This is a genomic window from Anaerococcoides asporogena (genome assembly GCF_029590275.1).
GTDB lineage: Bacteria > Bacillota > Clostridia > Clostridiales > Clostridiaceae > JG1575.
In genome coordinates, this window is record NZ_CP120965.1 from 2,905,854 (window position 1) to 2,928,580 (window position 22,727).

Annotated in this window: 20 protein-coding genes and 1 pseudogene; 4 read left to right on the top strand and 17 right to left on the bottom strand. The window is 49.2% G+C overall.

Features of this window, described 5'->3' with window-relative positions; translation table 11 throughout:
- Nucleotides 1-5: 5 nt before the first annotated feature.
- The 7 genes from P6M73_RS13350 to P6M73_RS13380 all read right to left on the bottom strand — a co-directional run bounded on the left by P6M73_RS13350 (nt 6) and on the right by P6M73_RS13380 (nt 8,013).
- On the bottom strand, nt 6-254 hold the full coding sequence (locus tag P6M73_RS13350) for a 3-isopropylmalate dehydratase small subunit (RefSeq protein ID WP_277853528.1): 249 nt from the start codon (nt 252-254) through the stop codon (nt 6-8).
- 1 nt (nt 255) lies between these two features.
- A complete protein-coding gene (locus P6M73_RS13355) occupies nt 256-480 on the bottom strand; it encodes an aconitase family protein (protein WP_277853529.1) in 225 nt (74 codons plus the stop codon).
- A 498-nt stretch (nt 481-978) separates the two neighbouring features.
- Nucleotides 979-3,045, bottom strand: coding sequence for an RNA-directed DNA polymerase (locus P6M73_RS13360; RefSeq protein ID WP_277853530.1), 2,067 nt, complete (start codon nt 3,043-3,045; stop codon nt 979-981).
- Nucleotides 3,046-3,057: 12 nt separating this feature from the next.
- On the bottom strand, nt 3,058-4,263 hold the full coding sequence (locus P6M73_RS13365; RefSeq protein WP_277853531.1) for a helix-turn-helix domain-containing protein: 1,206 nt from the start codon (nt 4,261-4,263) through the stop codon (nt 3,058-3,060).
- A gap of 22 nt (nt 4,264-4,285) precedes the next feature.
- Nucleotides 4,286-5,014, bottom strand: a complete 729-nt coding sequence (locus P6M73_RS13370) for a DUF5986 family protein (protein ID WP_277853532.1) — start codon at nt 5,012-5,014, stop codon at nt 4,286-4,288.
- 1,245 nt (nt 5,015-6,259) lie between these two features.
- A complete protein-coding gene (locus P6M73_RS13375) occupies nt 6,260-6,955 on the bottom strand; it encodes a response regulator (protein ID WP_277853533.1) in 696 nt (231 codons plus the stop codon).
- Nucleotides 6,952-8,013, bottom strand: a complete 1,062-nt coding sequence (locus P6M73_RS13380) for a sensor histidine kinase (RefSeq protein ID WP_277853534.1) — start codon at nt 8,011-8,013, stop codon at nt 6,952-6,954. The genes P6M73_RS13375 and P6M73_RS13380 overlap by 4 nt, the downstream gene beginning before the upstream one ends.
- 227 nt (nt 8,014-8,240) lie before the next feature.
- Between P6M73_RS13380 and P6M73_RS13385 the strand changes: the two genes are divergently transcribed.
- The 3 genes from P6M73_RS13385 (at nt 8,241) to P6M73_RS13395 (ending at nt 10,901) form a co-directional block, all read left to right on the top strand.
- Nucleotides 8,241-8,768: a DUF6431 domain-containing protein gene (locus P6M73_RS13385; RefSeq protein ID WP_277853360.1), complete on the top strand. Its 528-nt coding sequence runs from the start codon at nt 8,241-8,243 to the stop codon at nt 8,766-8,768.
- 82 nt (nt 8,769-8,850) lie between these two features.
- A complete protein-coding gene (locus tag P6M73_RS13390; protein WP_277853359.1) occupies nt 8,851-10,098 on the top strand; it encodes a DDE-type integrase/transposase/recombinase in 1,248 nt (415 codons plus the stop codon).
- Complete coding sequence (locus P6M73_RS13395) at nt 10,095-10,901, top strand: ExeA family protein (protein WP_277853358.1); 807 nt, start codon at nt 10,095-10,097, stop codon at nt 10,899-10,901. Before P6M73_RS13390 ends, P6M73_RS13395 begins: the two co-directional genes overlap by 4 nt.
- Before the next feature lie 195 nt (nt 10,902-11,096).
- Here P6M73_RS13395 and P6M73_RS13400 read toward each other — a convergent pair whose 3' ends face one another.
- The 3 genes from P6M73_RS13400 to P6M73_RS13410 all read right to left on the bottom strand — a co-directional run bounded on the left by P6M73_RS13400 (nt 11,097) and on the right by P6M73_RS13410 (nt 14,716).
- Nucleotides 11,097-11,708 carry a sensor histidine kinase gene (locus P6M73_RS13400; protein WP_277853535.1) on the bottom strand — a complete coding sequence of 204 codons (612 nt, stop codon included), beginning with the start codon at nt 11,706-11,708 and terminating at the stop codon, nt 11,097-11,099.
- Between the two features lie 888 nt (nt 11,709-12,596).
- Nucleotides 12,597-14,156 (bottom strand): ClC family H(+)/Cl(-) exchange transporter, encoded by a 1,560-nt coding sequence (locus P6M73_RS13405; RefSeq protein WP_277853536.1) that lies wholly within the window; start codon nt 14,154-14,156, stop codon nt 12,597-12,599.
- A 257-nt stretch (nt 14,157-14,413) separates the two neighbouring features.
- Nucleotides 14,414-14,716 carry a hypothetical protein gene (locus P6M73_RS13410; RefSeq protein ID WP_277853537.1) on the bottom strand — a complete coding sequence of 101 codons (303 nt, stop codon included), beginning with the start codon at nt 14,714-14,716 and terminating at the stop codon, nt 14,414-14,416.
- Between P6M73_RS13410 and P6M73_RS13415 the strand changes: the two genes are divergently transcribed.
- A complete protein-coding gene (locus tag P6M73_RS13415; protein ID WP_277853538.1) occupies nt 14,709-15,803 on the top strand; it encodes an IS1634 family transposase in 1,095 nt (364 codons plus the stop codon). The genes P6M73_RS13410 and P6M73_RS13415 overlap by 8 nt on opposite strands.
- 534 nt (nt 15,804-16,337) lie before the next feature.
- On the opposite strand, the gene P6M73_RS13420 is transcribed toward P6M73_RS13415, so the two are convergent.
- The 7 genes and pseudogenes from P6M73_RS13420 to P6M73_RS13450 form a co-directional block, all read right to left on the bottom strand.
- A complete protein-coding gene (locus tag P6M73_RS13420; protein WP_277853539.1) occupies nt 16,338-16,886 on the bottom strand; it encodes a hypothetical protein in 549 nt (182 codons plus the stop codon).
- A gap of 603 nt (nt 16,887-17,489) precedes the next feature.
- Nucleotides 17,490-17,822, bottom strand: a complete 333-nt coding sequence (locus P6M73_RS13425) for a hypothetical protein (protein ID WP_277853540.1) — start codon at nt 17,820-17,822, stop codon at nt 17,490-17,492.
- 30 nt (nt 17,823-17,852) lie between these two features.
- A pseudogene (locus P6M73_RS13430) lies at nt 17,853-18,374 on the bottom strand (C25 family cysteine peptidase); the annotation flags it as partial.
- A 24-nt stretch (nt 18,375-18,398) separates the two neighbouring features.
- The gene (locus P6M73_RS13435) at nt 18,399-19,253 is read right to left on the bottom strand and encodes a hypothetical protein (protein ID WP_277853541.1); all 855 of its coding nucleotides are present in this window, start codon (nt 19,251-19,253) and stop codon (nt 18,399-18,401) included.
- Entirely contained in the window at nt 19,234-19,956 is a 723-nt protein-coding gene (locus tag P6M73_RS13440; protein ID WP_277853542.1) for an Ig-like domain-containing protein, read from the bottom strand. Before P6M73_RS13440 ends, P6M73_RS13435 begins: the two co-directional genes overlap by 20 nt.
- Nucleotides 19,932-20,996 (bottom strand): leucine-rich repeat protein, encoded by a 1,065-nt coding sequence (locus P6M73_RS13445; RefSeq protein WP_277853543.1) that lies wholly within the window; start codon nt 20,994-20,996, stop codon nt 19,932-19,934. Before P6M73_RS13445 ends, P6M73_RS13440 begins: the two co-directional genes overlap by 25 nt.
- A gap of 357 nt (nt 20,997-21,353) precedes the next feature.
- Nucleotides 21,354-22,721, bottom strand: coding sequence for an amidohydrolase family protein (locus P6M73_RS13450; protein WP_277853544.1), 1,368 nt, complete (start codon nt 22,719-22,721; stop codon nt 21,354-21,356).
- Nucleotides 22,722-22,727: the final 6 nt, after the last annotated feature.

A 22,727-nucleotide genomic window follows, 5' to 3' on the forward strand; every position in this document is an offset into this window, starting at 1 on the left:
AATTCCTACTGACAACTAGTCTGACACATAGGGATGGGGGCATGCTCCCGGCTGGAGCCGCAGCCGAAGTTCTTCCCGGCTGCCACCAGACCTCCTTTGGGAAACTGCGGCGCGATGGTCTCGCTGAGGCCGGCCAGGCAATGACTGCCAATGGCCGCAGGATCCGTCAATTCCAGAAACCGTCCGGGCAGAATGACATCCGTATCGATATTGTCCCCTAAAACCAGGACAGGACCTTTGATGATTCGTTCCATGCTACTTCACCTCCAGGCCCAGATAAGGTCTGGGATCGGCAATGCGGCCTTCCAGCAGGCTGGCTGCCACCGCCGCTGGACTGCCCAGGTAGAGGCTGGCCTCGTTCGACCCCATGCGTCCCTTGAAATTCCGGTTGGTACTTGTGATGCAGACTTCTCCCGGCCCCAGAATCCCCCTCATGAGTACCCAGACAGGCGGCGCAGCCGGGTGTTGTGATTGTAGCACCCGCCTCATACGAAGCAATGAACCTACTAACCACCAAAAAATAGGTCATTCTGGATTAAATGAACCATTTGGAAACCACTGTTTCCGATGGATTAAGGAAGATACTGTCATATAGACTGACAACATTTTTCTGAATGTTCTTCGTATATCCGGTTCATGAGGTAAGAGCTGTATGGAAGCGGAGCAGAACAAAAAAGAGGCGCTGAAGCGCTGTAGGCTTAGGTTCTCCACTTCTTTATGGAGGCGGCGTCAGCTCCAAAGGCGAGAATAAACAGACCATCCACAAGGACGAGGCGAACGTCATTCTCTACATCATGCCGAACTCCATCAGAACTTGAACTCTCTCTCAAGCCTCGAACGCCGCTACTTTCTCAAACAGTTTGTGGAAAGAATCGAGAAAAAGAACACGAAGCCCTTGAGGGAGCGGCTTGGAGAGATGTTAGAATCGCCAGGGTGGCACTGGCGGATTATTATATTATGATCAAAATAGATAGTTTTTTACCTGGTTAATGTGTGTGTGTTATGTAACTGATCAAAAAAAGCGAAAATCTCATTGTATGCCTCATTGAGTCTTGCATCAGTTAAAAGCTTGTTATACTCACTCTTTGATATTCTTGCTCGCGGCTTTCCATTTTTATCTTTGTAATGGGATATGGTTTTTTGGTTTCGTGCTTGGTTTATTGATGAAAATGCGATTTCAGCTAATGGGAAATCTGCTGCAATTTGATTTATGTTTTTCCCAAACTCGCCAGTATAGCCTTTCTCGTGTGATAATAAATCAAATACAATATTATGAAACAGATTCAGGCTCATTAACGACTTGCTTGGATCAATTGTTAAGCCGTTCATGAAATCCCGAAGGCTTGCTTTTGCTTCGAGATATATACTCTCGTCCTGTTTCAGTCGATTTATAAATGACTCTGGTATTTCTACCCCAAAGACTGTTTTTAACACGTGGTGAATATAGTCTTCACCCCCGCCTTGTAGTACACGGGCGGCAAATCCAGTCTGGGGCATAGCGCCTTTAGGCTTGAAAAAAAACAAATTACTCATTAAGTATAAACCTTGAATTGCTATCATCGGATCTGAGCTAGATAGTAGCTCCTCAACAAAGATCTCTTTGGCTACACCGTTTAATCTGTTGTATTTTATTTCATTTATGCGACGTTTAATATAATAGTTATCTCCAGAGTACACCTGTTCTGCTAATGCTTCTTGACTGCAACGGATTAGCCAAGTTATCAAATAATATTGGACAATCCAAAACGGCTTGTTCTCTTGAAAGTTTGATCGAAATATTATCTCATCAAATGCAAGGTGATTATAGTTTCGGAATAACAACGCCTTATTATATTGAAAAAGAACAGTGTCTCCAAGAAGATAGTTAAGTATGTATTGTCCGAAAGAATCGTTTTCGGAATAAAACTTATCAAAATAAAATATTACACCATCATAATAGAGCTCCAGCTTTCTTATGTTATCGATGATCACCTTTTTTACTTCCACGTCTTCGTTGAGTTTATATAGGGCAAATCTTACAATGCTTTTATCGAATTTTGTATCGTCCACTATGCACTCAATAAATTTTGCTTTAAGGTTTCGGTGAGTTTTGCTTTTCAGTTTTCCATCGCTTTTCTTGAACTCCCGTGCGATGCTGGAGAACTGAATTTTACTTGCCCTTATGTGTTCGTTAATATCAAGAATTCTTGCAACTTCGATTTTTTCGGTCTGAGGAACAAGAGATAAATCTCGGGCAAGCAAATCAAGGAAAACAATCATTTTCCTGCATTCTTGTTCGCTTTTTGCCATAATGCTGATATCGTCGGCATAACGGAAATAGCGGATTTCATGACGCAAACGCATTTTTTCATCAAGTTGAAAAAGAAACAATTCTGCAAAAAACGCAGAGCTTACTGTTCCTTGAGGTATTCCACTTGTTTTACTAAAACCCCAGTTCGATGTCGAGGATACAGTCCAACTATTAAGGCAACACTGAAGCAGATCGATAAGCTTCTCATCAATTTCGTGATGCTTTAAAACTTCCACGAGAATGCTGTGATCAATGGTATCGTAAAAGGAGGCTATATCGAATTCAGCACTGTATTCGTATCCAGCTTCAAAAGCCTTGCGCTTATTCTCATTAAATTTCTTCCATTGGTTTTTCCATTTTTCATAAAAGAAAATACTATTTTCTGCATCTGAAGTCGTAAATAAATTTCCGAAAATATTAATATTGAAATATCGTTTCATACATGGGGTAACTTTGTCAGCTACGATGTTGGCGATTGCTTGATATACAATCTGGTCGAGTAAATTTAACATAGTCATAGGACGAGCAAGATTTTTCTTCTTTGGGGCATAATAACGCTCACACTTAGAAGGGATATAAATGTCTTCTTTCACTTGGTGGAGAAGCTCACCGATATTGATATCAAAAAATGCTTCGAATGCTCGAAAATCATCATAGAAAAAATCCTTATACACACTTTTCGACGCAGTCTTAATACGTATATAAGCAAGGGTAAAGTTTTCGGTTGTCAGAAATGCATCGTACTGCTCGCCCATAACAATCTCCTATCACTCGTTCACACGCTTAAGCTGAATGATGTTTTCAGCTTTTTCGGGCGTTGCGAGAGTACCTTCTCGTAGGTTCAGTAGAATCTCTATATCAGACTTAAACAGATTAACCCCATATGACTCGAAAACACGGAGCAAACTATTGACGGTAAGAATCCGCTCCTCAAGCAGAAGATCGATTGCCCCTTGAAATATGTTCTCATTCAAAAAGTAAGGTTCATCGCCGTGTTCCTTGGTGCGCCAACCGTTCTTTGAAATTTGCCGCATCAAATACTGGAACTGATTAGAGGAGATAATTTCGAGTTGGTTAGCTCTATACAGCATCGCCTGAATTGATGTTCTCCATTTTTTCTTTAAGGTTTTATAGAAGCTCAGATCAGTAACATACGCCGAATACTCACGCAGTTCATTGCCAAAACCATTGTCGGGCAATAAGAATGCGCTGGCGAACATATTTGCTTGCTTTTCGCGGGATTTAAACTCTTCTTTGGTAATAAGCTCCGGGCTTTCACTCCAAGGATGGAGTAGGATATGCCCCAGCTCGTGTGCCATGTCAAACAGTATCCTGCCCTCAGGACAATGGCCTAGTGAAAGCGCAATGATAAAGTTTTCTTTATCAGACACAGTAGTCCTTTGACTAAAGGCGTCGATTTTTTTCTCGAATGTGTCAAAACCAGTAACAATTATGCCGTTTTTTTCAAGAAGCAGCTGCAGATTAGTTATTGGCGTATTGCCAACACTCCAAAACTCACGAAGATTTTGGGCGATCCGTTCGATTTGCCGCTGCATTTCAATGTTTGCAGTATCGTCAAACTCATCGTCAGTTCCGGTAAAATCAACGTCAGGCAGGTTAACCATAGGAAAATCTATATAACCAAGTAGCGCCTCATACATTCTTGTTACGTCTTCAAGCTTTATGATTTGTGATATACGATCCATTTTCGTCGCGCTAACAAGCGAACGAAAGTATGTTACTTCCGTCGCAATCTTGAGATTATCATTATGGAAAAAATAATGTACAGGAAAACTCAGCGCAGAAGCAATGGTCTGTGCTTTTTCGAAGTCTACTTTGCCTTCCTTCATGTTCTCATACAACGAAAGCGACTGTTTGCTGATTCCTGTTTTTCCAGCAAGTTCTGTCAATGTTAACGCTCTAAACAGGCGAGCATGTTTCAATCTATCACCATTAAAGGCAGCGGTTTTCATAATAGTTCTCCATTCTGAAGGATTATGCTTCTTCGGGAATGTCTCGCAGTTTCGGACGTATGGATTTTTCCTTAATAATCAGGAAACTCTTTGCGGTCTCCGGGGCCTGAACTGACGTTTCACGGTTATCAGTATCTTCCGTAAGAGAGGCGAAGTTAGGCGCAATATATTCATTAAGAGAGGTGCTTTCTACAACATTAAAGTCCTTATCTAGGTATTCCAAGCTTATACTCGTAACGTCAACCTTGTTGGCTTCATAAGCCACTACAAAATGATGATAACCTTCAACCGGGTTTATCAAGTCGCCCACAATCGAGTTAAAATCGGCAGCGAGGCTCTCATCATCAAAAGCTGACATTTTAAACAAAGTAGTCTGCTTGACCGGAGCTTGAATGCCTCCGTTTTCAGCATACAGAATGGACTGCAGGAAATGGGGTGAGGTGCGTTGCTTTTTCGGGATACCTCTAAGCGTCGCTTTCGTAGTTATCGAATAAGAGGTCTTATTCGCCCTATCTACAATGAGCCGCCCCTCCCATATATATCGCCTGAACGAAACAAAATCGACAACGCCAGGATCAATAACCATAGATCTTAGGTTGTCGTTAATGCAGTCGCCGCGCATTTGGGTAATTGCGTTATTGGTTTCCCTGCCCTGTTCCCGACAGTACTCAGGCACGTCCTCGGTTACCGCCTTCACGATGCTGCGAACGATTTTGGGGATGATAGGATTATTCTTACTATTAATGATCATTAAATCTCTCCTCATTCATCATCGACTCTTCCAATAGTTTAACATATAAATATATTTTCATCTATAATTTTTACAAGATTCCTCATATATGTCCAATAAAATTCCGTATAATATTTATTCCATCTTGAATCTAAACTAGATCTCCCGAAACTCCTGCGTCAAAAGTAGCCTACTTTAACATACCCACCCACTTTACCCCGTCAGCAAGCTCCAGTGCCTTCTGTTCCATCTCAAACAGGTAGTCGAGGATGCGGAGGATTTCCTTGATGGCGATCTGCTCACGGGAAAATCAGCAGACATGTTCTCCGACACAGTTTCGCGGTCGGCGGTGGAATAAGCAGCCTCAAACCTATCAAAGTGCGCGTGAGTCAGCGGCGTTATCTTTCCATATAAAGGCATATTAATTCCCGGATCACAGAACCAGACTTCACTATAAATGCCTCGGTTGCTTTATCTCTGTATGAAGAAAAGCACATTCGTCTTACACTATAAGCTTAGAAAATCCCTGTTGGCATACACAAACAGGATGCAAGGTGCATTTGTCCATGAGGTATGGAGCGTACTGTCAACCAGTCGCCGTCAGCAATCAGCACATTATCAGATAACTCCAGAGCGGTGCGAGCTATGCCGACCGCTTTCAGACTGCGATATACGCTGAAGGAAGTAATTTGTGTGTGTTGCTGGTCTAGTATTTCAGGTCAGCGGGGATAGCGTGTTCGCCACATATCCATATCCCGAACGACTAATTGGTAAGAACCCAAATCGTATCTTGGAAACTGCTTACCTTGATTGGAAAGCGTGTTGGTAAGCAGTATCTGCTCCAAATATCGTGTAACATTACGTTCATCAGTGCGAGTCGGTGCGTGTCATGCACAAGCTCGCAGCCAGCAAACGATTCTCTTCGTTGGAGTTGTTCTGGTCGACGGGCAGGTCGAAATAATCGTCAGTCTGTTTTACAAAGTGTTCGGCGCCGATCATTACCCCAATCATACCGCAACGGGATCATTGCATCTTTCTACCAGCAGCGGCAGGGTCAGACTCGTCATAATGTCAATGAGAACTCGAGGGAGAAACACACCCCCTTGCAGGATTTCTTCTCGTTTGTGTACTTTTCTAGCAAGACTTCAAACAGACCGCCCAAGACTCCCTCCTTGGCGGAGTGGCATTCCAGCCCATGGATACTGGAAATACTGTTCTTCTGCTCGCAGTGTTGTAATTTATGCCCATCCCCGATGAGCTGGTCCGTTATCTTTCAGAACGCATGTGCGGCAGCAGCTGATAGCGGTGCTGCGGCCGGCCGACTTTGCCGTATTCCACGAGCCGCTCGATCTGGCCGCTGCGCTCCATGTAGTTGAGATACCGCCGCACCGTCACCGTGGCTACCCCGCTGGATTCAGCAATGGCTTCGGCGGACAGCGGCTCCTCCTGATGGAGAATCAGCGCTTTCAGGATCAGCTGCAGGGTATACTTGTTGATGCCCTTTTCCAGTTCATGGTCGTCTGCCGACGTACCCCCTCCCTGGATGAGCTCATCCAGCTCAGCCTGGGTCAGAGCGCTTTTCTGTTCCAGTTCCCCCTTGCGCTGAAGATAGCGCCCCAGAGCCTCCCGGAACCGGTCAAAAGTAAACGGCTTGATCAGGTAGTCCACCGCGCCGTAGCGAAAGGCTTCCTGGACGATGGTGCTGGTTTTGTCCGCCGTAATGAGGATGACATCAGCGGACAGATCCTGCGCCCGGATCCACTTGAGCAGATCCATCCCGCTTTCGCGAGGGAGAAACAGATCCAGCAGCACCAGATCGGGCTGCTCTTGCGTCAGCACGCGCTTTGCCTCCTCCAGCCCCGGCACGGCTGCGGTCAGGACCATGCCCTCTATCTGTTTCAGGAATCGGGCATTAATGGATGCCACCATCGGGTCATCCTCAACGATCAGTACTTTGATCATGAAACTACATCTCCTTTGATCGGAATCTTGATATCCCAGGTTACATCCTCCGTCTGAACCAGGCGGATCTTCCCCTGATTTCTGTCGATAATCCGCCGGATGAAGTGAAGACCGTATCCACGCTGTCCGGCTTTGGTGCTGAAATTCGCCTCAAAGATTTTCTCGCGGATGGCTTCCGGAATCGCCGGTCCGTTGTTTTTCACCCGAATGATGAGCTGATCCGGCTCCTGTCGGATCAGCAGCGATATTGAACCGGATCCATCCGTGGCCACCGCATCCAGTGAATTCTCCAGCAGATTGCCAATCACAGTCTCCATCTCATCGGTCCGCAGCCCCCTGGGCTGCTCCTCCAGGCAGGAAGACGGATCCAGGGCCAGACTCACCCGGCTTTCCTCCGCTTTGTAGTATTTGGCCAGGATCAGGGCGGCTATGTTGACGTTCTTGATTTTTTCGGTGATCAGACTGCTGAAGCTGGCGTTGCCATGGGCGGTGGCGGTAATGTAGGACAGAGCCTCTTCCGGTTCATTCAGCTGAATCAGCCCGGCGATGGTATGAAGCTTATTGAGGAATTCATGATTCTGAGCCCGCAGCGACCAGGCCATTCGCTTCACGCCGGTCAGCTCCTCCGCCATTTCCCGAACTTCGGTGGTATCCCGGAAATTGATGACCTGTCCGAGAACCTTACCCCTGGCATTTTTCAGGACGGAGTATTTGTAAAGGATCGACACATCCCCCAGCGTCAGCTCCTGATCAATCCCGGGATGGACTGATTCGGTTCGGACATCCTGGCGCAGGGACTGGATAATCCCCTCCGCGCTCTGGTCCGCCAGCCTCAGAATCCGGGCAGCCTCCTGATTGTGCTGGATCAGGTGACCATGCTCATCCAGTGTGATGATCCCCTCTTTGACATGATCGAGAATGGCTTCCTTTTCCTTCAGAAGCAGCGCGATCTCCTCGGGCTCCAGGCCAAAAATGGATTCCTTGATATTGGCCGTCAGCGCAAAGGCTCCGCCCACCCCAATCACCAGACTGAGAACAATAAAGGTATAGAACCGCAAGAAATCTGATGTTGAAATCAGTGATTATAGTCGGATTAATTAAAGAACAAGCATCACACCGCTTGACTGAAATCCAGTCAAATAGTTTGATGCTTGTTTTATATTAATGGTAATATAGTATTTTACTGTAAACGAAAAGGCAGACGATCCTTGGAAAGCTCGCATCTGCCTTTTACCCCCTGAAAAGAATTAACTTCTCAGAGTACACCAATTCGGGGTGCGATATCATGATAACTATTTACCTTCCAAAAAGCAACCAGTTTCAACAAGAACCACAAGAAGACTACCAATCAGCTTACGACGAGCTCATCGACCAGATTCCTTTCCACCAGCTTCGCTGCACCTGCGGTCGATGCGGAGATCTGATCCGCCACGGCTATTACACTCGGAAAATAAAGGTTCAGTTTGCCTCTGAGCGCCTGAGAATCAACCGGGTCATCTGTAAATCCTGTGGCAGGACCCACGCTCTGACTCCTGATTGGCTGGTTCCCTATTCCTCGATCCTGCTCAAAGACCAGATCCAGATCCTTCTATCCCATCTGGCAGGCGAGAGCATGGAGCCCATCATGGCGGAGCAGCCCGCCATTGACGAATCAGCCATTGGCCACATCATCCGCCAGTTTAAGCGGCATTGGCTGCCCCGATTGACTGCTTTTAAGATTCCCCTGGATAAAAATATCGTCCCAGCCTGCTTTCGCGCCTTCGGCCGACAGCTTATGCAGATTAAATGCACGCCCAATCTGCTGTTTTCTTAAACCCACACAACTTGCTTTTACGAGTCCTCTCATCGCCATTACACTTGCTATGATCAACAAATTATCATAGGGAGATACCATAATGAACGATGACAAACGACAGAAAACCGCCCTGTTCCGCTACGGGATCCTGGCTCCGCTCCTAAGTGGGGTCACCGAGGATGCCCTCAGCAATCAGGCGTTTTTTCGAGACGCCGCAAATAAGATCTACACTACCCCCAGAGGGGCCGACACCACCATCTCTGCCGTCACGCTTGAGAGATGGTACTACAGTTATCGCAAACATGGCTTTGACGGTCTGATGCCCAAAAAGCGCAACGATAACGGCACCTCCAGAAAGCTTGATGCCGACATGGCCGAGCAGATCAAGTATCTCAAAGGGGAGTATCCCCGACTGCCGGCGACCATCATCCACCAGAAGCTGCTGGAGAATGGGACCGCCAAACGGGGTGAGGTATCCCTCTCCACTGTTACAAGGTACATCAATCAACTTAAGCTCGAGACAGATCGCATAGCGCATTCTGAAATGAGACGCTATGAACGATCCCACGCCAATGAAGTGTGGTATGGCGACAGCAGCACCGGAGTGCATCTGAATGTGGATGGCAAGAAGCACAGGGTCTGGATCATCGCCCTGATCGATGATGCATCCAGGATGATCACCGGCATCGATGTCTTCTTCAACGATAACTACATTAACGTCATGTCGGTTCTCAAGTCAGCCATCAGCCGATACGGCAAACCAAAGATCCTGACGCTGGATAATGGCAGCCCCTACCGAAATCATCAGATGAACCTTTTGGCAGGCCGGGTCGGCTTTGTACTCAACTATAACCCTCCCTACACGCCCGTAGGCAAGGCCAAAGTAGAACGCTGGTTCAAGACCATGAAACAGCAATGGATGTCAGGGCTGAACATGAGCGACTACGCCTCTTTGGACGAGCTGCGCCAGTCCCTGCTGGAGTATGTCAAACGCTACAATCAGTCTTTGCACTCGTCCCTGGACAATCGCTGCCCCATGGATCGCTTCTTTGAGGATGGTCCACTCATCAAGCGCCTGTCCGAAGAGCAGTTGGAACAGAGCTTCCTGCTCCAGATCGAGCGCCGCGTATCGGCGGACAATGTGATCACCATTGACAATAAAGAGTACGAGGTGGACTACCGTTATTCCAAACAGCGGATCGTGCTGCGTTATTCTCCGGACATGAGAGAGGTTTTTCTGGTCAACCGGCACACCGGCGAACTCGAACCGATCCGGCTCTTGAATAAACAGGATAACGCTCATATTAAACGGCACAAGGTCAGTCTGACCGGAGGTACCCACGCATGAATTATATTGGCCGCTTTGGACTTGAATTCAATCCGTTTCTCAAGAATGCCCGGCATGAGACGGTGATCGAGACAAACGAATACAAGGAAGTCAACTACCGCCTTGATCTGCTGCTCACGACGCGAGGGTTTGGCCTGATCACGGGAACCGCCGGCAAGGGCAAGACAACGATCGTCAGAAGTTGGGCTAACGCATTAAACCCATCCCTGTATAAGGTAGTCTACATCACCTTATCCACCGTCACGACCAACGACTTCTACCGACATCTTGCCGAGCAGTTAGGCTTAACGCCGCGATATCGCAAGGCTGATAATTTCCGGATCATCCAGGAGGAGATCACCCGATATGCTGTGGAAAAACGCATCGTTCCGGTCATTGTCCTGGATGAGGCCAACTACATCAAAACAGAAATCTTGAACGATCTGAAGATGATCTTCAACTTTGAAATGGACTCAAAAGATCGGGCCGTTGTCCTCCTTTGCGGACTGCCCGCCCTGAATAACACCCTGCGACTGGTCGCCCACGAGCCGCTTCGCCAGCGGATCACCATGAACTACCACATGGAAGGGATGAGCAAAGAAGAATCCAATATCTATATCAAGGAGAAGCTCAGCAAATGCAAAGCCAATCTGGGAATCTTTGCCGACACCGCTCTGGAGGCCATCGTGAACACCGCAGGTGGGGTGCCCCGGCTCATCAACAAGCTGTGTGATGCCTGTCTGATCATCGGTGATAGCCAGGGTGTTGACGAGATCAACAGCGACATCGTCATGCTGGCGATCAGTGAAACCGAACTGGGATAAACAGATCAGAATACAAAGCCTGGGCGCATTCGGGCTAATGACATCGTACACCGGCCCCGGGAGCCGTCAAGGCTGCAACGCATAGCGGTGCCTTGAGGACTCCCGACAGGGCCGGTGTATTGTCCATGGCCCTGAATGCGCCCTGATGGAATCAGCCAATAAAAAAAGTCCATCAAATATCTGGACGATTCGGCATCAACTAATTTGACGACTACCCTGAAGGATAAGATATTCAGCATCAATTAAATTGAAGAATGAACCATCAAATAATTTGGCGAACAACATAAAGGGAGCAAACTGATTCAGCTTGGCAGTCAGCTGATGATTGATCTCCACCAGTGTCGTTCCCACACTGACCGCACCGATCTGCACGCCTCCGGCCAGGACCGGAACAAAAGCCCGCTTGGATTCCCCCAAGGTGCCGGTGGCCTCTGAGATGTAGCTTTCCCCCTTTTGCAGAACTCTGGCTTCGTCGCCCCCCTCAAAGGGACGTCCCACGTTTTCCGCCACGGGGTGAGTGAGCCGGATACTTTTCTGATTGATGACGACGATGAAGTCAAACCCGACCCGGCGGCGCCAGTCCTCTGCCATCCCGCCGATCTTCTGTCGTTGGATCGGATCCCCTGACAGCAGCGCTTCCTTTACATCCTTGTCCTGAGCTGCATAGTATGCGGTGTCCAGCAGGCGGTCTTCCAGCTGCTCCAGCAGCATCCGCCTCATCTGGTAATAAGACAACCCGGCCAGACTGCTCAGTGTAACCACCAGGATCAGTGTAACCAGGAGTGTGGTTTTTGTTGCGAGTTTCACAGAAATCTCCCCTTTCAGTCTTACCCATTGTACAATGTTCCGGTCAGAAAATACAATTTCCGTTTTTTATCGCATCCCTGTCTTTCTCTTCTCATTTCACCCAGTGTCTTTGATTGAATTCGGGTCATTGAACCCGGCAGGAGAAAAAGTCCGGGGCATGTCTCACACAACTCAGTCCCTGATCGAACCTCAGAGTGACTTTTTCTCCCAGGCTGTCTGCCTGAAGAGCATTTTGCTGCACAACGACCCCAGAATGACAAGCAGGTCCGCAACCATCAGGACTCCCGGGCAAATATTGCTTCAAGCGAATCAGCCGTGACAAGGAGTGTGATCTGATCACCCAGGTATGCTCAGATATCCCGGGATCGGCTGTTTGAGAGGGGATCGCTGCAGACCGGACTGCCAACAACTTCCCAAGACCGATATTTGGGAACAGGAAGCACGCCCCGACTGTTCTGCGGGCCCCGGGACCTCCACCGATAACGCCTGAGGATGGAGCTGATCATTCCTGTTAAGAGCTTGAACCACCGGATTTCAATGCGGAATCCGATCATCTGACTTTTGCATGAAACGATCGTATTGCACAAAGCCGACCCACCTATGCAACTGGCTGATGCCAGTTCAGTGAAAATGACTCCCCCCCTTGGCTGCATGAATCATGGCAATTTTCACCAAAAATGAAGAACTCATCCGGTGGGATCAGAAGCAGTATTGCCCGGGCAGGGACTAAAAGAAAATCGTCGCTGCCTGTCAGGAGGTCAATAAAAATTGAAGTCAAAAAAACTGCCGCATAAAGATGGGCAGTTTCGTGACTTCGTGTTGGATCCTTGCATGATCTGAAAGACAAGCGCCGGAGCATGATCCGACGGCCTCTGTTTTATCTGTATATCAGTTTTCTGCCCATTTCCTCAGCATCTCCCGAACATCCTTTTCTTGCCGAATGTCTGTCAGCACAATCAGCATGTCCTCTGCCTGAATGGTCGTCATTCCCCCTGGCGTCAAATCCATACCTTCGCGCCGAATTGCAATCACGAGGTTACCCGTTGAAAGTCCGATGTCCTTGATCTTTTTATCCTCCAGCCAGGATCCGTGATGAACCATTGTTTCCACAATGATTTTACGGCATTCTGGTTCATCGCAGCTGTTTTCTTCTCGGTTTCGCAGCTGCAGCTCCAGCAAAGATTCATAGATCGGGGTGCTTTTTACCAGATCTGCTGTCAAATAGGCAATGATTGACACCACTGCCAGGGGAAGAAGGTGTTGAAAAGATCCGGTCATTTCTGTCAACAGGATAATCCCGGTGATGGGAGCCCGAACAATGGCAGTGAAAAAACCAGCCATGGCCAGAACCACGAAATGGTAAAACAATTCGGAATCGATTCCGATTGCTGAGATTGCTACATGGCCAAAGACTGCCCCGATCAGGGATCCGATCACAAGCAGCGGGAAAAAGATTCCGCCGGGGATGCCTGACCCGAAACTGATCATGGAAAACAGAAATTTGAGCAGAAGAATCAGGATAAGCCACTGCAGGCTTCGGCTGGCATTGAGTTCCTTTATGATATGTTCTCCACCACCCAATACCATTGGGAACGACAATCCCACCACTCCGGCAACAAGAAATGGAATAATCGTCTTCAGATGAACATTGAATCTGGCAACTTTTTGGTACAGCCCAATGGTATGGATCAGAACGAAGTTGTACAATGCGCCGGCCAATCCAACGACCACACCAAGGATCAGGAGAATGCCATAAAGATTCAGCGGCATTGACCCAGAGATGGAAAAGTGAAACACCGGATCCAAACCAAAGATGACCTTGGACAAATAATCTCCTGCTATTGCAGAAAGGATGGTAGCTAAAAGAATCACCGGGGAAAAGTATCTGAAAATCTCCTCCAGAGCAAACATTACTCCAGCCAATGGCGCATTGAAGGCTGTTGCCAGTCCTGCACCGGCTCCGCTGGCGATCAGGATTTTCTGTTCTGTCCGGGTTGCCGACAGACGGCTGCCCAATCCCTGAGCAACACTGGACCCCAACTGAATGGATGGACCCTCCCGGCCAACGGACAGTCCGGCCAGAATAGAGACGGCACCCCCGAAGAATTTGGCGAGCAAAGTGGACAACCACTGATTTTCAAAATACCCCATCAACTGCCCGCGAACCTGAGGTATTCCACTACCACTGATCATAGGATATTGACGGACCAGTTTTCCAATCCCCCAACCGGTCAACCCCAGAATCAGAAACAATATGGGGATCTGAGCTGTTCTGTCTCGAAAATAACCATAGATCAGAAGACTCCATTCTTCTGCTTGGGACAGCACCAGCCGGTACAGGATTACTACCATGCTTACACTGAAACCCACCACTATACTCTTCAAAACCAGCGGAAGTTTTCGGGAATGCAGCTGGATGGCTTTCTGATAATTATTAATATTTGTCATGCTTACCTCACTTACACAATTAGAAATTCCCTTTTAAATTATACTCTTGTTCTCCTTCCAATGTTTGCAAACAATCATCACACTTTATGTACGGATGGTGTAATACCCTCCTTGTCCCTGTTCTTGTTCACCTGATCAGGATTCGGAGGATTCTACCTGCGGATCTCATGGGAAATGGAACCGGCCGGTGATCCGGGAGGGATCTCCTCCGCAGGAACATCGACCGGTCTGATCAGTTGCCGTAGAGCATTATTAATTTATGAGGTGCTATGATTTTGAGGCTCGATTTTAGTCTGAAGCGTGACCTTCATGGTTCCCGAAGCCGAGCCTTCCGCGCTGGCGTTGAACACCAGGAACTTGACCCTGAAGGGCCGGATTTTGAACTCCACCAAGTGTATCGTGCCCTGAGTCTTCTGGCTGCTCACAGCAGCGACATTGAAACTCAGGTCTATCGAAACAGCCTTAAGGCGGTGGATCGCAATACCAAGGTTCTCTACTATGACTGCACGAACTATTTCTTTGAAATCGAGCAGGAGGATGATCTGAGAAAGTATGGCCAATCAAAAGCATCAGCCCTCGCCCCTTGTCCAGATGGGACTTTTTATGGACGGCAGTGGCCTGCCGCTGGCTTTCTCCATCAACCCGGGGAATCAGAACGAGCAGCCTACGCTCAAACCCTTAGAAAAGCGAATCATCAAAGACTTTGAGCTCTCGAAATTTATTGTATGCACCGATGCCGGCTTGGGTAGTATCAGCAATCGTAAATTTAATGCCATTCAGGACAGAGCCTATGTGGTAACCCAGTCCATCAAGCAGCTTGTGAACCATCTGAAAAGCTGGGCGCTGGATCCGAGCGGCTGGAGCCTCTCGAGCATAGATGCCAAGATCGATATCCGAAAGATCCATGACAGCCCCAGAAACAACCGGATCTACTTCAAGGAGCGCTGGATCAAGGAAAATGGATTGGAACAGCATCTGGTCGTGACCTATTCCCCCAAATACAAGCACTACCAAAAGAACATTCGGGACCAGCAGGTCTTGCGGGCTGAGAAGCTCGCCACTTCTCCTTCTACGGTGAATCGCAAACGGTCGAATGATCCTAAACGCTTCATTGAATCGACCCACTGCACATCGGAAGGAGAAGTGGCTGAAAAAGAACTCCTCCAAATCAATGCAGATAAGATTGCCGAAGAAGCCCGGTACGATGGTTTCTATGCGGTCTGCACGAATGTGGATGGTGAGGTTGAACAAATTCTGGCCATCAACAAACAGCGCTGGAGGATTGAGGCATGCTTCCGGACTCTGAAAAGCGAGTTCAAAGCGCGACCGTTCTACTTGCGGAATGAGGATCGGATTCATGCGCATTTCCTAACCTGTTTCCTGTCACTGCTGATCTTTCGGATCCTGGAGCTAAACTTGGGTGAAGAATACACGGAAAGTGAGATCATAAGCACATTGAGAGGAATGAGCTTTCGAAAATTGGGAAACAAGGGATATATTCCGGCTTACACCAGAACGGATCTGACAGACCAACTCCATGAAGTCGCTGGTATTCACACAGATCGGGAAATCATCAGCTCGAAAATGATGAAAAATATTTTTAGGCAAGTCAAGGAAGGCAAGAAATTACGCAAAAAAGACAAATAGAAAAACTCTGTAGAATGGCTTCTAAAGCCACTCTACAGAGTTTTTTGCTCAATTAAGTGTCAAAGACGAGATTGTACAATGTCCCGGCCAGAAAAAACAAATTTGGTTTTTAATCTCCCCAAAACAAAAGCACCTTCTGATTTGAAATGGGCAGTTGGATTTCTGCCGATTGGTTCGCTGAAAAACTGGTCCGCTGCAAACTGAATCGCAACCATCTGGAAAACCTTCAGACCACTGATCCGGTAAATCAGAGGTCTGAAGGTTTCAGAAAAAAAATCAGGAAAATATGATGCGGTCCGATCCGTCAGAAAGAGGAATGCAATTCCTCACGGTACCATACGAACTCTGCTGGAGCGTATTCTGGCTGAAATCAGGGGGAAATACAAAAAAAGAGACAGCCACCAGTCCTGACCGCAGTTCCCATGACAGAAGGTGAATCAGGTCAATTGAACGGTTCTTCTTTTAAAATGTTCGTCCGAGACTTCCTGATTGGATTCACTATGCCCAATCCGCCTCATTCTTTGGTTTCAAGATCTACCTGGTGATTCTTAAGAAAACTTCTTCAATTCGCCTGGCTTCCTTGGGTGTCGTCTGGTTATCGATTCTCAGCACATATACCCCGTTATGATAAATATATTGCGTTGCAAAAGACAGATTTTTGGATACTCCTTCAACATATTTTTTTCTGGCCAGGGCATCCGCTTCCTTCTCAAAGACTTCGATGGTATTTTCCGGATCTTCTCCCTCAAATACTTCGTCTTTTTTCAAGGCGAAATTTACTTTGGACGTATACTGATTCGGCCTTCCCAGCAGATTGTTGGCGTCCGTTTCCTCTGTATAGGATACGGTCCGTACAATCTCAATCCCTTCAGCCTTTAGCTTCTCCACGAACTCTTCCGCATTCAGAATTATGGCAGATGGCAGCGCTGCAGTCTGTGCAATGGTCATCTGAGTCAGTGAGCTTTGACTAATTGAAGTTCCGACAGCCGCTGTATTGCCGCTCGCAGCCGGTACTGATCCCGATGTTCCGTTGGAACACCCAACCAATATAGCCATGGCTAGAATTGACAGTGTTTTTTTCATAGTTCCACCTCTAAATGAATGATTGATACCAGATCAAAAAGATAAACATTCGAGCCACAGAAAGGCTTCATCTACCGTTTTTTTCATTCAGTGCTCTTTCTTCAATCTGGGAGCATTGCCTGCTTCTGAGTATCTTCCACCAACATACTACTTAGTCAGGACAAAAACAAATAAAATTAATCTATAAATTCTATTTGTAAGTTCATTGTCATTTTTATCTCTCATTTATTAGTTGACATAAATGAAATTATTTCAATCTTCATCGACATACCTTAACCAAATGTTCCCATACGTAACTCGAGATGTCCCTATTTATTAATTAATTCGATTTTTTAATCAAGAGATTCGAGATATGATTCGAGATATGATTCGAGAAACAAAAACATACCATGAGTCGTATTTTAAATTCCGCTGTTAACCCCTGGTGACTTGGCTCAATCGAAGAATGATTCAGGACGACTGCACCTTCTCTATAAACATCTGCCTGCTGAAAAAACATCCCGGTTCCTCTGAAGGTGAGGAACCGGGCATTTTCTTTGTCGAAGAGCACTTCCATTGTCAAAATCAGGAACTCGTCAAGACGAAGAGCCAGTGGCAGCAGTTCTACAAAGAACTGTTTTTCTGTGGTTCGATTTTGGTCTGCAGCGTAACCTTCATGGTTCCCGAAGCCGAGCCTTCCGCGCTGGCGTTGAACACCAGGAACTTGACGCTGCCATCTACTTTGACATCGATGGATCCGCTCAGTTCGATCATGAGTTCACCGGGAGTCTGCAGCGTTGGTCTGACAGCCTCGGTGATGGCCTGAAACAGTTCCTTGAGATGAATCGCTACCGCTTCATCACTGGGACCCAGGGTCTCCAGGATCCGCCGTTCGTCGATCAGGGTGGACCTGGCTTTTTTCAAATCCGCCGTAACAAAATACACATCAAAACTCATTGTAATCCCTCCTTGCGAGTTGAATCCGGATCAGGGTTTCAATCGGAAGCTCCTGATCGGATCGCCGTACATGGAGTACATCAGCCAGTGGATGTTCTGCTCTGACGACATCCGGAGTTTGACCTCCCGCAGAACCTGGCCCACCGTGGAGCCATTTCCGGCGAACATCGCCTGATAGAACTGGTGCGCAAACTCACCGGCGTAGAACTCCGGTATCTTGGCCAGGGTACCGATGTAGATTCCGGCCCCATCCTTGTAGAATTCCCAGCCAAAGCTGGTCAGAATCTTGAACACACTGACCGCAGAATTGGAGTAGCAGGCATTGGCAAAGATGAAGCAGCCAGCTTTGACCGGCAGGTTCTGAACGACGTCTAGATTCAGGTTCATGTAGTCTGTGCTTTGCCCGGAGATTTCCAGCATGGGATGAGTTACGCTGCCATGACAGGTAAGATGCAGCAGATCCGTTTCCGGCAGAACTTTGACCAGGTCCGCCAGAGTCTCTTCGATCAGCCGGGTGACGACTACACCTGGCAGAGCCCTGAACAGTTCCCGGGCTTTTTGTGCGGTGGTGTCGTCTCAGAAATGGCCGCCGATGACGTTGGTGATCCGACTGATGAACTCCTGACCACCCTGCGGCCTGTCCCGTCGCGGGACCTGACCATGATCGGCCTTCCGGGGATAGCGACCCAGAATGAACTTACGGCCCCAGTAATCCGACCCGTCATGAAATACCTCCCAGGGGATCCACTGTTCGTTGCTTGAGATGACAAGAACCGATCCTTCCGCCCAGGTTTCAATGACCCTGGCCATATCCTCGGGAACAAGCAGTCTGTAAAGATTCTGAGCCCGAAACACCAGGTTCAGGTAAATATTCTCCCAGTCTACCGCAGGCGCTTCCTCCACTGGTACGATCTCGTCGAGATATTCGGTAAAGACTCGGATTCTGGCATACATTTCTTCCGGATCGTTGGGCAGCCGGATCGGAAAGACCAGGGGGTCGGCCGTTTCTCCGGAGTATATTTGATAGATGATTTGATTGGCCTGGCTTTGATAATCCACCTGAATCGTTCGAATCACCAGTGCTTTCGGCTGTTCTTTGGCAACCGCAAGCAGATCCTTCAAATGATCCGGAGCAGACTCCAGCCTGATTTGGGCAGCTTTTCCCGGAGAAGCGGCTGCCAGCTGTTCAGGCGTCACCACGTTCGGTGAGGAAATGCTGTAATCCACCCGACTGCCTTGATAATAAACTTCCACCTCGATGGCCTGTTCTCCCAGTAGCTGGGGGACCAGATCGAAGCGAATTGGTTCAAACTCTCCGGTCAGGTGCAGTGTCATCGGGTAATTGCCGGATTCATAAGCGGCGTGGCCATACATCTGTTCATAACCCGGCGCAGTCACCTTGAAGTTCAGCTCAAACCGACTCTGCCCCACTTGGGGCGAGCTGTTTCAGAATGCTCAGGGATTCTCTGAATTCAGTAGTTTCCTTCGCCAGACCCAAAGTCAGAGGGTTTGGGGTGTTGCGAAGGCCATCGGCCGGAATATCAACCTGCAGAAACCGGCCCGGAAGTCCTGAAATCGGGAGATGTTGATCCGATTCTACCTGGTCCGGCTTGGCTTTGTCCGACTCGGCTTTATCCGGCTGATCACTGGCAGGCTTCTTATGATCAGGTTCGGGGGGACGAGGAGATCGTTTCACTGCCATCAGCACCACCCCGCCCATCGCCAGCGCGATAACTGCTGCCACCAGTCCCAGCGGGAAAGCCGCCGCAGCCTGGATGACCAGTTCCGCCCGGCCTTTGCCTCGCTCCTGTCCATCAGCCAGATAAAAAACTTCCACCGGATAGGTTCCGGCGCCGGAAACCCGAAGGCCGCTGACCGCAGCCTGGCCGGAACTGTCCGTTTCCGCCTTGCCGGCAAGATTTCCGCCGACCTTGAACAGAAGTTCTCTGCCTGGGACCGGTTGATCCCCGGACTTCAGGACTGCCCTCAGACTGAAGGGCTCATCAGCCTTGACGGAATCCGGCAAGGTGATGATGCTGTATTCCAGGGGCACCCAGCCGGCATAAAGCCGGAGTGCTCCGTTCGCTGCCAGCTCCGAGAACGATTCGGTCAGTTCGAAGGGGTCATCCGGCAAGGTGAGCCCTGTGCCATCGGGTGAACTGTTCCATCCTTCAAACGGTAACCTGGCCTCGTCAGCTCTCCCTGCGCTGGGAGCAGAATAATCTGGCCGGCCCTGGCATCGATGGAAGAATGGATGGATCCGGTTCCGCCATTCGGGTCAAAGATCAGGCGGATAACCGCGGCAAGAACCGCCGGAATCCATCGGGCGTACAGTACGGCCGATTCCTGAGCCACAGGTAAGGAACTGCCTGGGGGATAGTCTGTGCCGCTGCCGTCAGGCCGAGTATTCCAACCGGAAAACTGCTGCTCCGGTTTCTCCAAAAGTCCGGCCGGCTCCAGAACCTGGACCTGACTGCCCTCCTGATAACGTCCGGCGTCCTCGGGCAGGATGCCGGTTCCTCCATTGAGATCATAAGTCACCCGATAAAACGGCCGGATGTTTTTCGATGGAATCCAGCCGGTGGAACCCGCGGCGAAATAGATGCGAAACAAGTCGCTCTCTGTCAATTTATTCTTGAACACGGCTGCCCAGTCCACCGGATCGCCCAGGCGGTCAATGATCAAGGAAGCCGGAGTCATTGCGTGGAGTACCGGGTTCCAGTTCACCCGCTCTCTGGTGATCTCTGGCATAGCCCCCAGAAACCAGGCCTCCCGCAGCCTTTCGCAGTAGGCAAAGGCGTCAATCCCTATGGTTCTGACCCCGGCCGGAATATCCACTGTCTCAAGCTGTTGGCAGTCAGCAAAAGCATAGGATCCGATCTGCTCCAGCCGCCTGGGAAGAGCCACTTCCAAAAGACCGGAGCAGCCGGCAAAGGCATAAGACCCAATGACGCGGATATCATCCGGGATCCCGACTCTCGTCAGATCGGTCCGGTCCGCGAAGGCTTTGCTGCCGATGGCGGTGACCGGATAGGCAATGGATCCCTCGGTTACACTGGCCGGAATATCGAGTTCCGTCGACTCCCCGGTATAGCCGGTAATGACCGCTTCCTTGCCTGTAATTTCCCATTGGAAATTATTCCGGATATGTAAATCGGGACGCTGAATCTTCACCTGAATTTTCCCGAAGTTCGATCCCGATGGGTTGACTGAACGGACTTCTGCCAGACAGAGCGGCGAAGTCAGCAGTCCAAGCCACAGACTCACCACTGCCAGGCAGAAAGCCCTTCTGATGAACGTGATCCTGTCAGATCCCTTCCTGTTCCTCCCCTCCTTCGTCGGGATGAGGCTCGTTGAAGCAGTGCGGTGAAGTAAAAGGCAGCTGGCCCTGATTTTTCTGACATTGCCCCGGGAAGCGCCCGCATTACTCTATTCGGATCAGGATCAGGTACATTGTTATTCCGGCAATATTTGAGATGCTCTGCAGGTCAGGAACCACACCACCAGGAGTCACAGAAGGCAAGATCCAGATCAGGAATCTTCCAGCTTTAAAAACCGACGGGCATTATTGAACAGGAGATCTTCCTCAATACCAGCATAGTTCGTAAAATATCGGACCAGGCCGCCCAGCTCGCGATCCATGGCCAGCATGATGAAGTCCGTGCCGAACATGACCCGCTGCATCAGAAGATCGTTTTCCTTAATCCGGGCCAGGGTCTGAGCCTGGCGCTTTGGACTGGCGACATAGGCCAGGTCGGCATAGATATTGGGATATTCACTCATCATACTCAAAATGGTGTCAAACCAGGTCTCATTGATCGCGCCGGCTGAATTGGCCCGGGAACCGCCCAGATGCGCAAAATTAAGCCTCAGTCCGGGAAAGCGTTCCAGTACCGGCCGCCAGTTCTGTGGATTTGCATAATACCGGCTCTTTGTCTTGCGGACTTTCGTGAAGCTTTCCCAGTGGGGCTGAGCGGTCCAGCTCTCCACCAGATTCTGTCGCCGCAAATTCTCAAAGCCGCCCAGGGAGCAATGCACGGTGATGGGAATATCATACCGCTGGCAATAGGTATAGACCGGTTCCAGGGCCGGATGGGTCGGCAGATAGCCCAGCGGCGGATAGAGCTTGACTCCCCGAAAAATCCCTCGCCCCTCGGCGAGCTTGAGTTCCAGCAGGTGCTGTATTCCCGGTCGTCTGGGATCTATGGCCAGAAAGGGGAAGACGGATCCCGGTCTGGACCGGGCCAGCTGTTCCAGTGCTTCCATATGGTCCTGATAGCCCGGGGAGAGCCCCATTCCGTCAGCGTTGTCCTTGGGCACAGCCTCCCGGATTCCGAGCCAGCGCTCGCGAAGTGCTTCAATTTCCCGATCCAGCTGATCGATTGGGTCTGCACGAGTCTCCTGCGGAAATTTCTCACCCTGATTCATCCGGATCAGCTCCCTGGCGACAAGATCCCGCACCTGGTCCAGATGCTGAGCAAAGTCTGCCCGTTCCTTCTCCTGAACGGTGAAGAGCTGTCCGGTTACCGGGAGCAGACGGGCTTCCTCGGGACTGTCCATTCCCCGGCCGTTGTTGTCCAGCGCGTAATAGATATCCATCATCAGGGGAGCGCAGAGCAGTTCCCTGCCCGCCAGGGCAGATCCGGCCAGACTGTCCAGCTGAGTTGTGTAATTGCCCTCACAGTCAGACAGCGCTGCCTCCAGCAATCTGGCGGCATAGGCAGCAAATTCACCGATCCCCTCCAGACTCAGGAAAGAACGCGGCGCTCCCCTGGCTTGCGGAGGAGCCTGCGGGTAGGTTCCCTTCAGGATGTTCCAGCTGGCCGCAGTCAGCTCAGTCAACGCATAGACGCCATTGAACAGATGGCAATGGACATCAAGGATCTGATGGTGTGACATGGGACC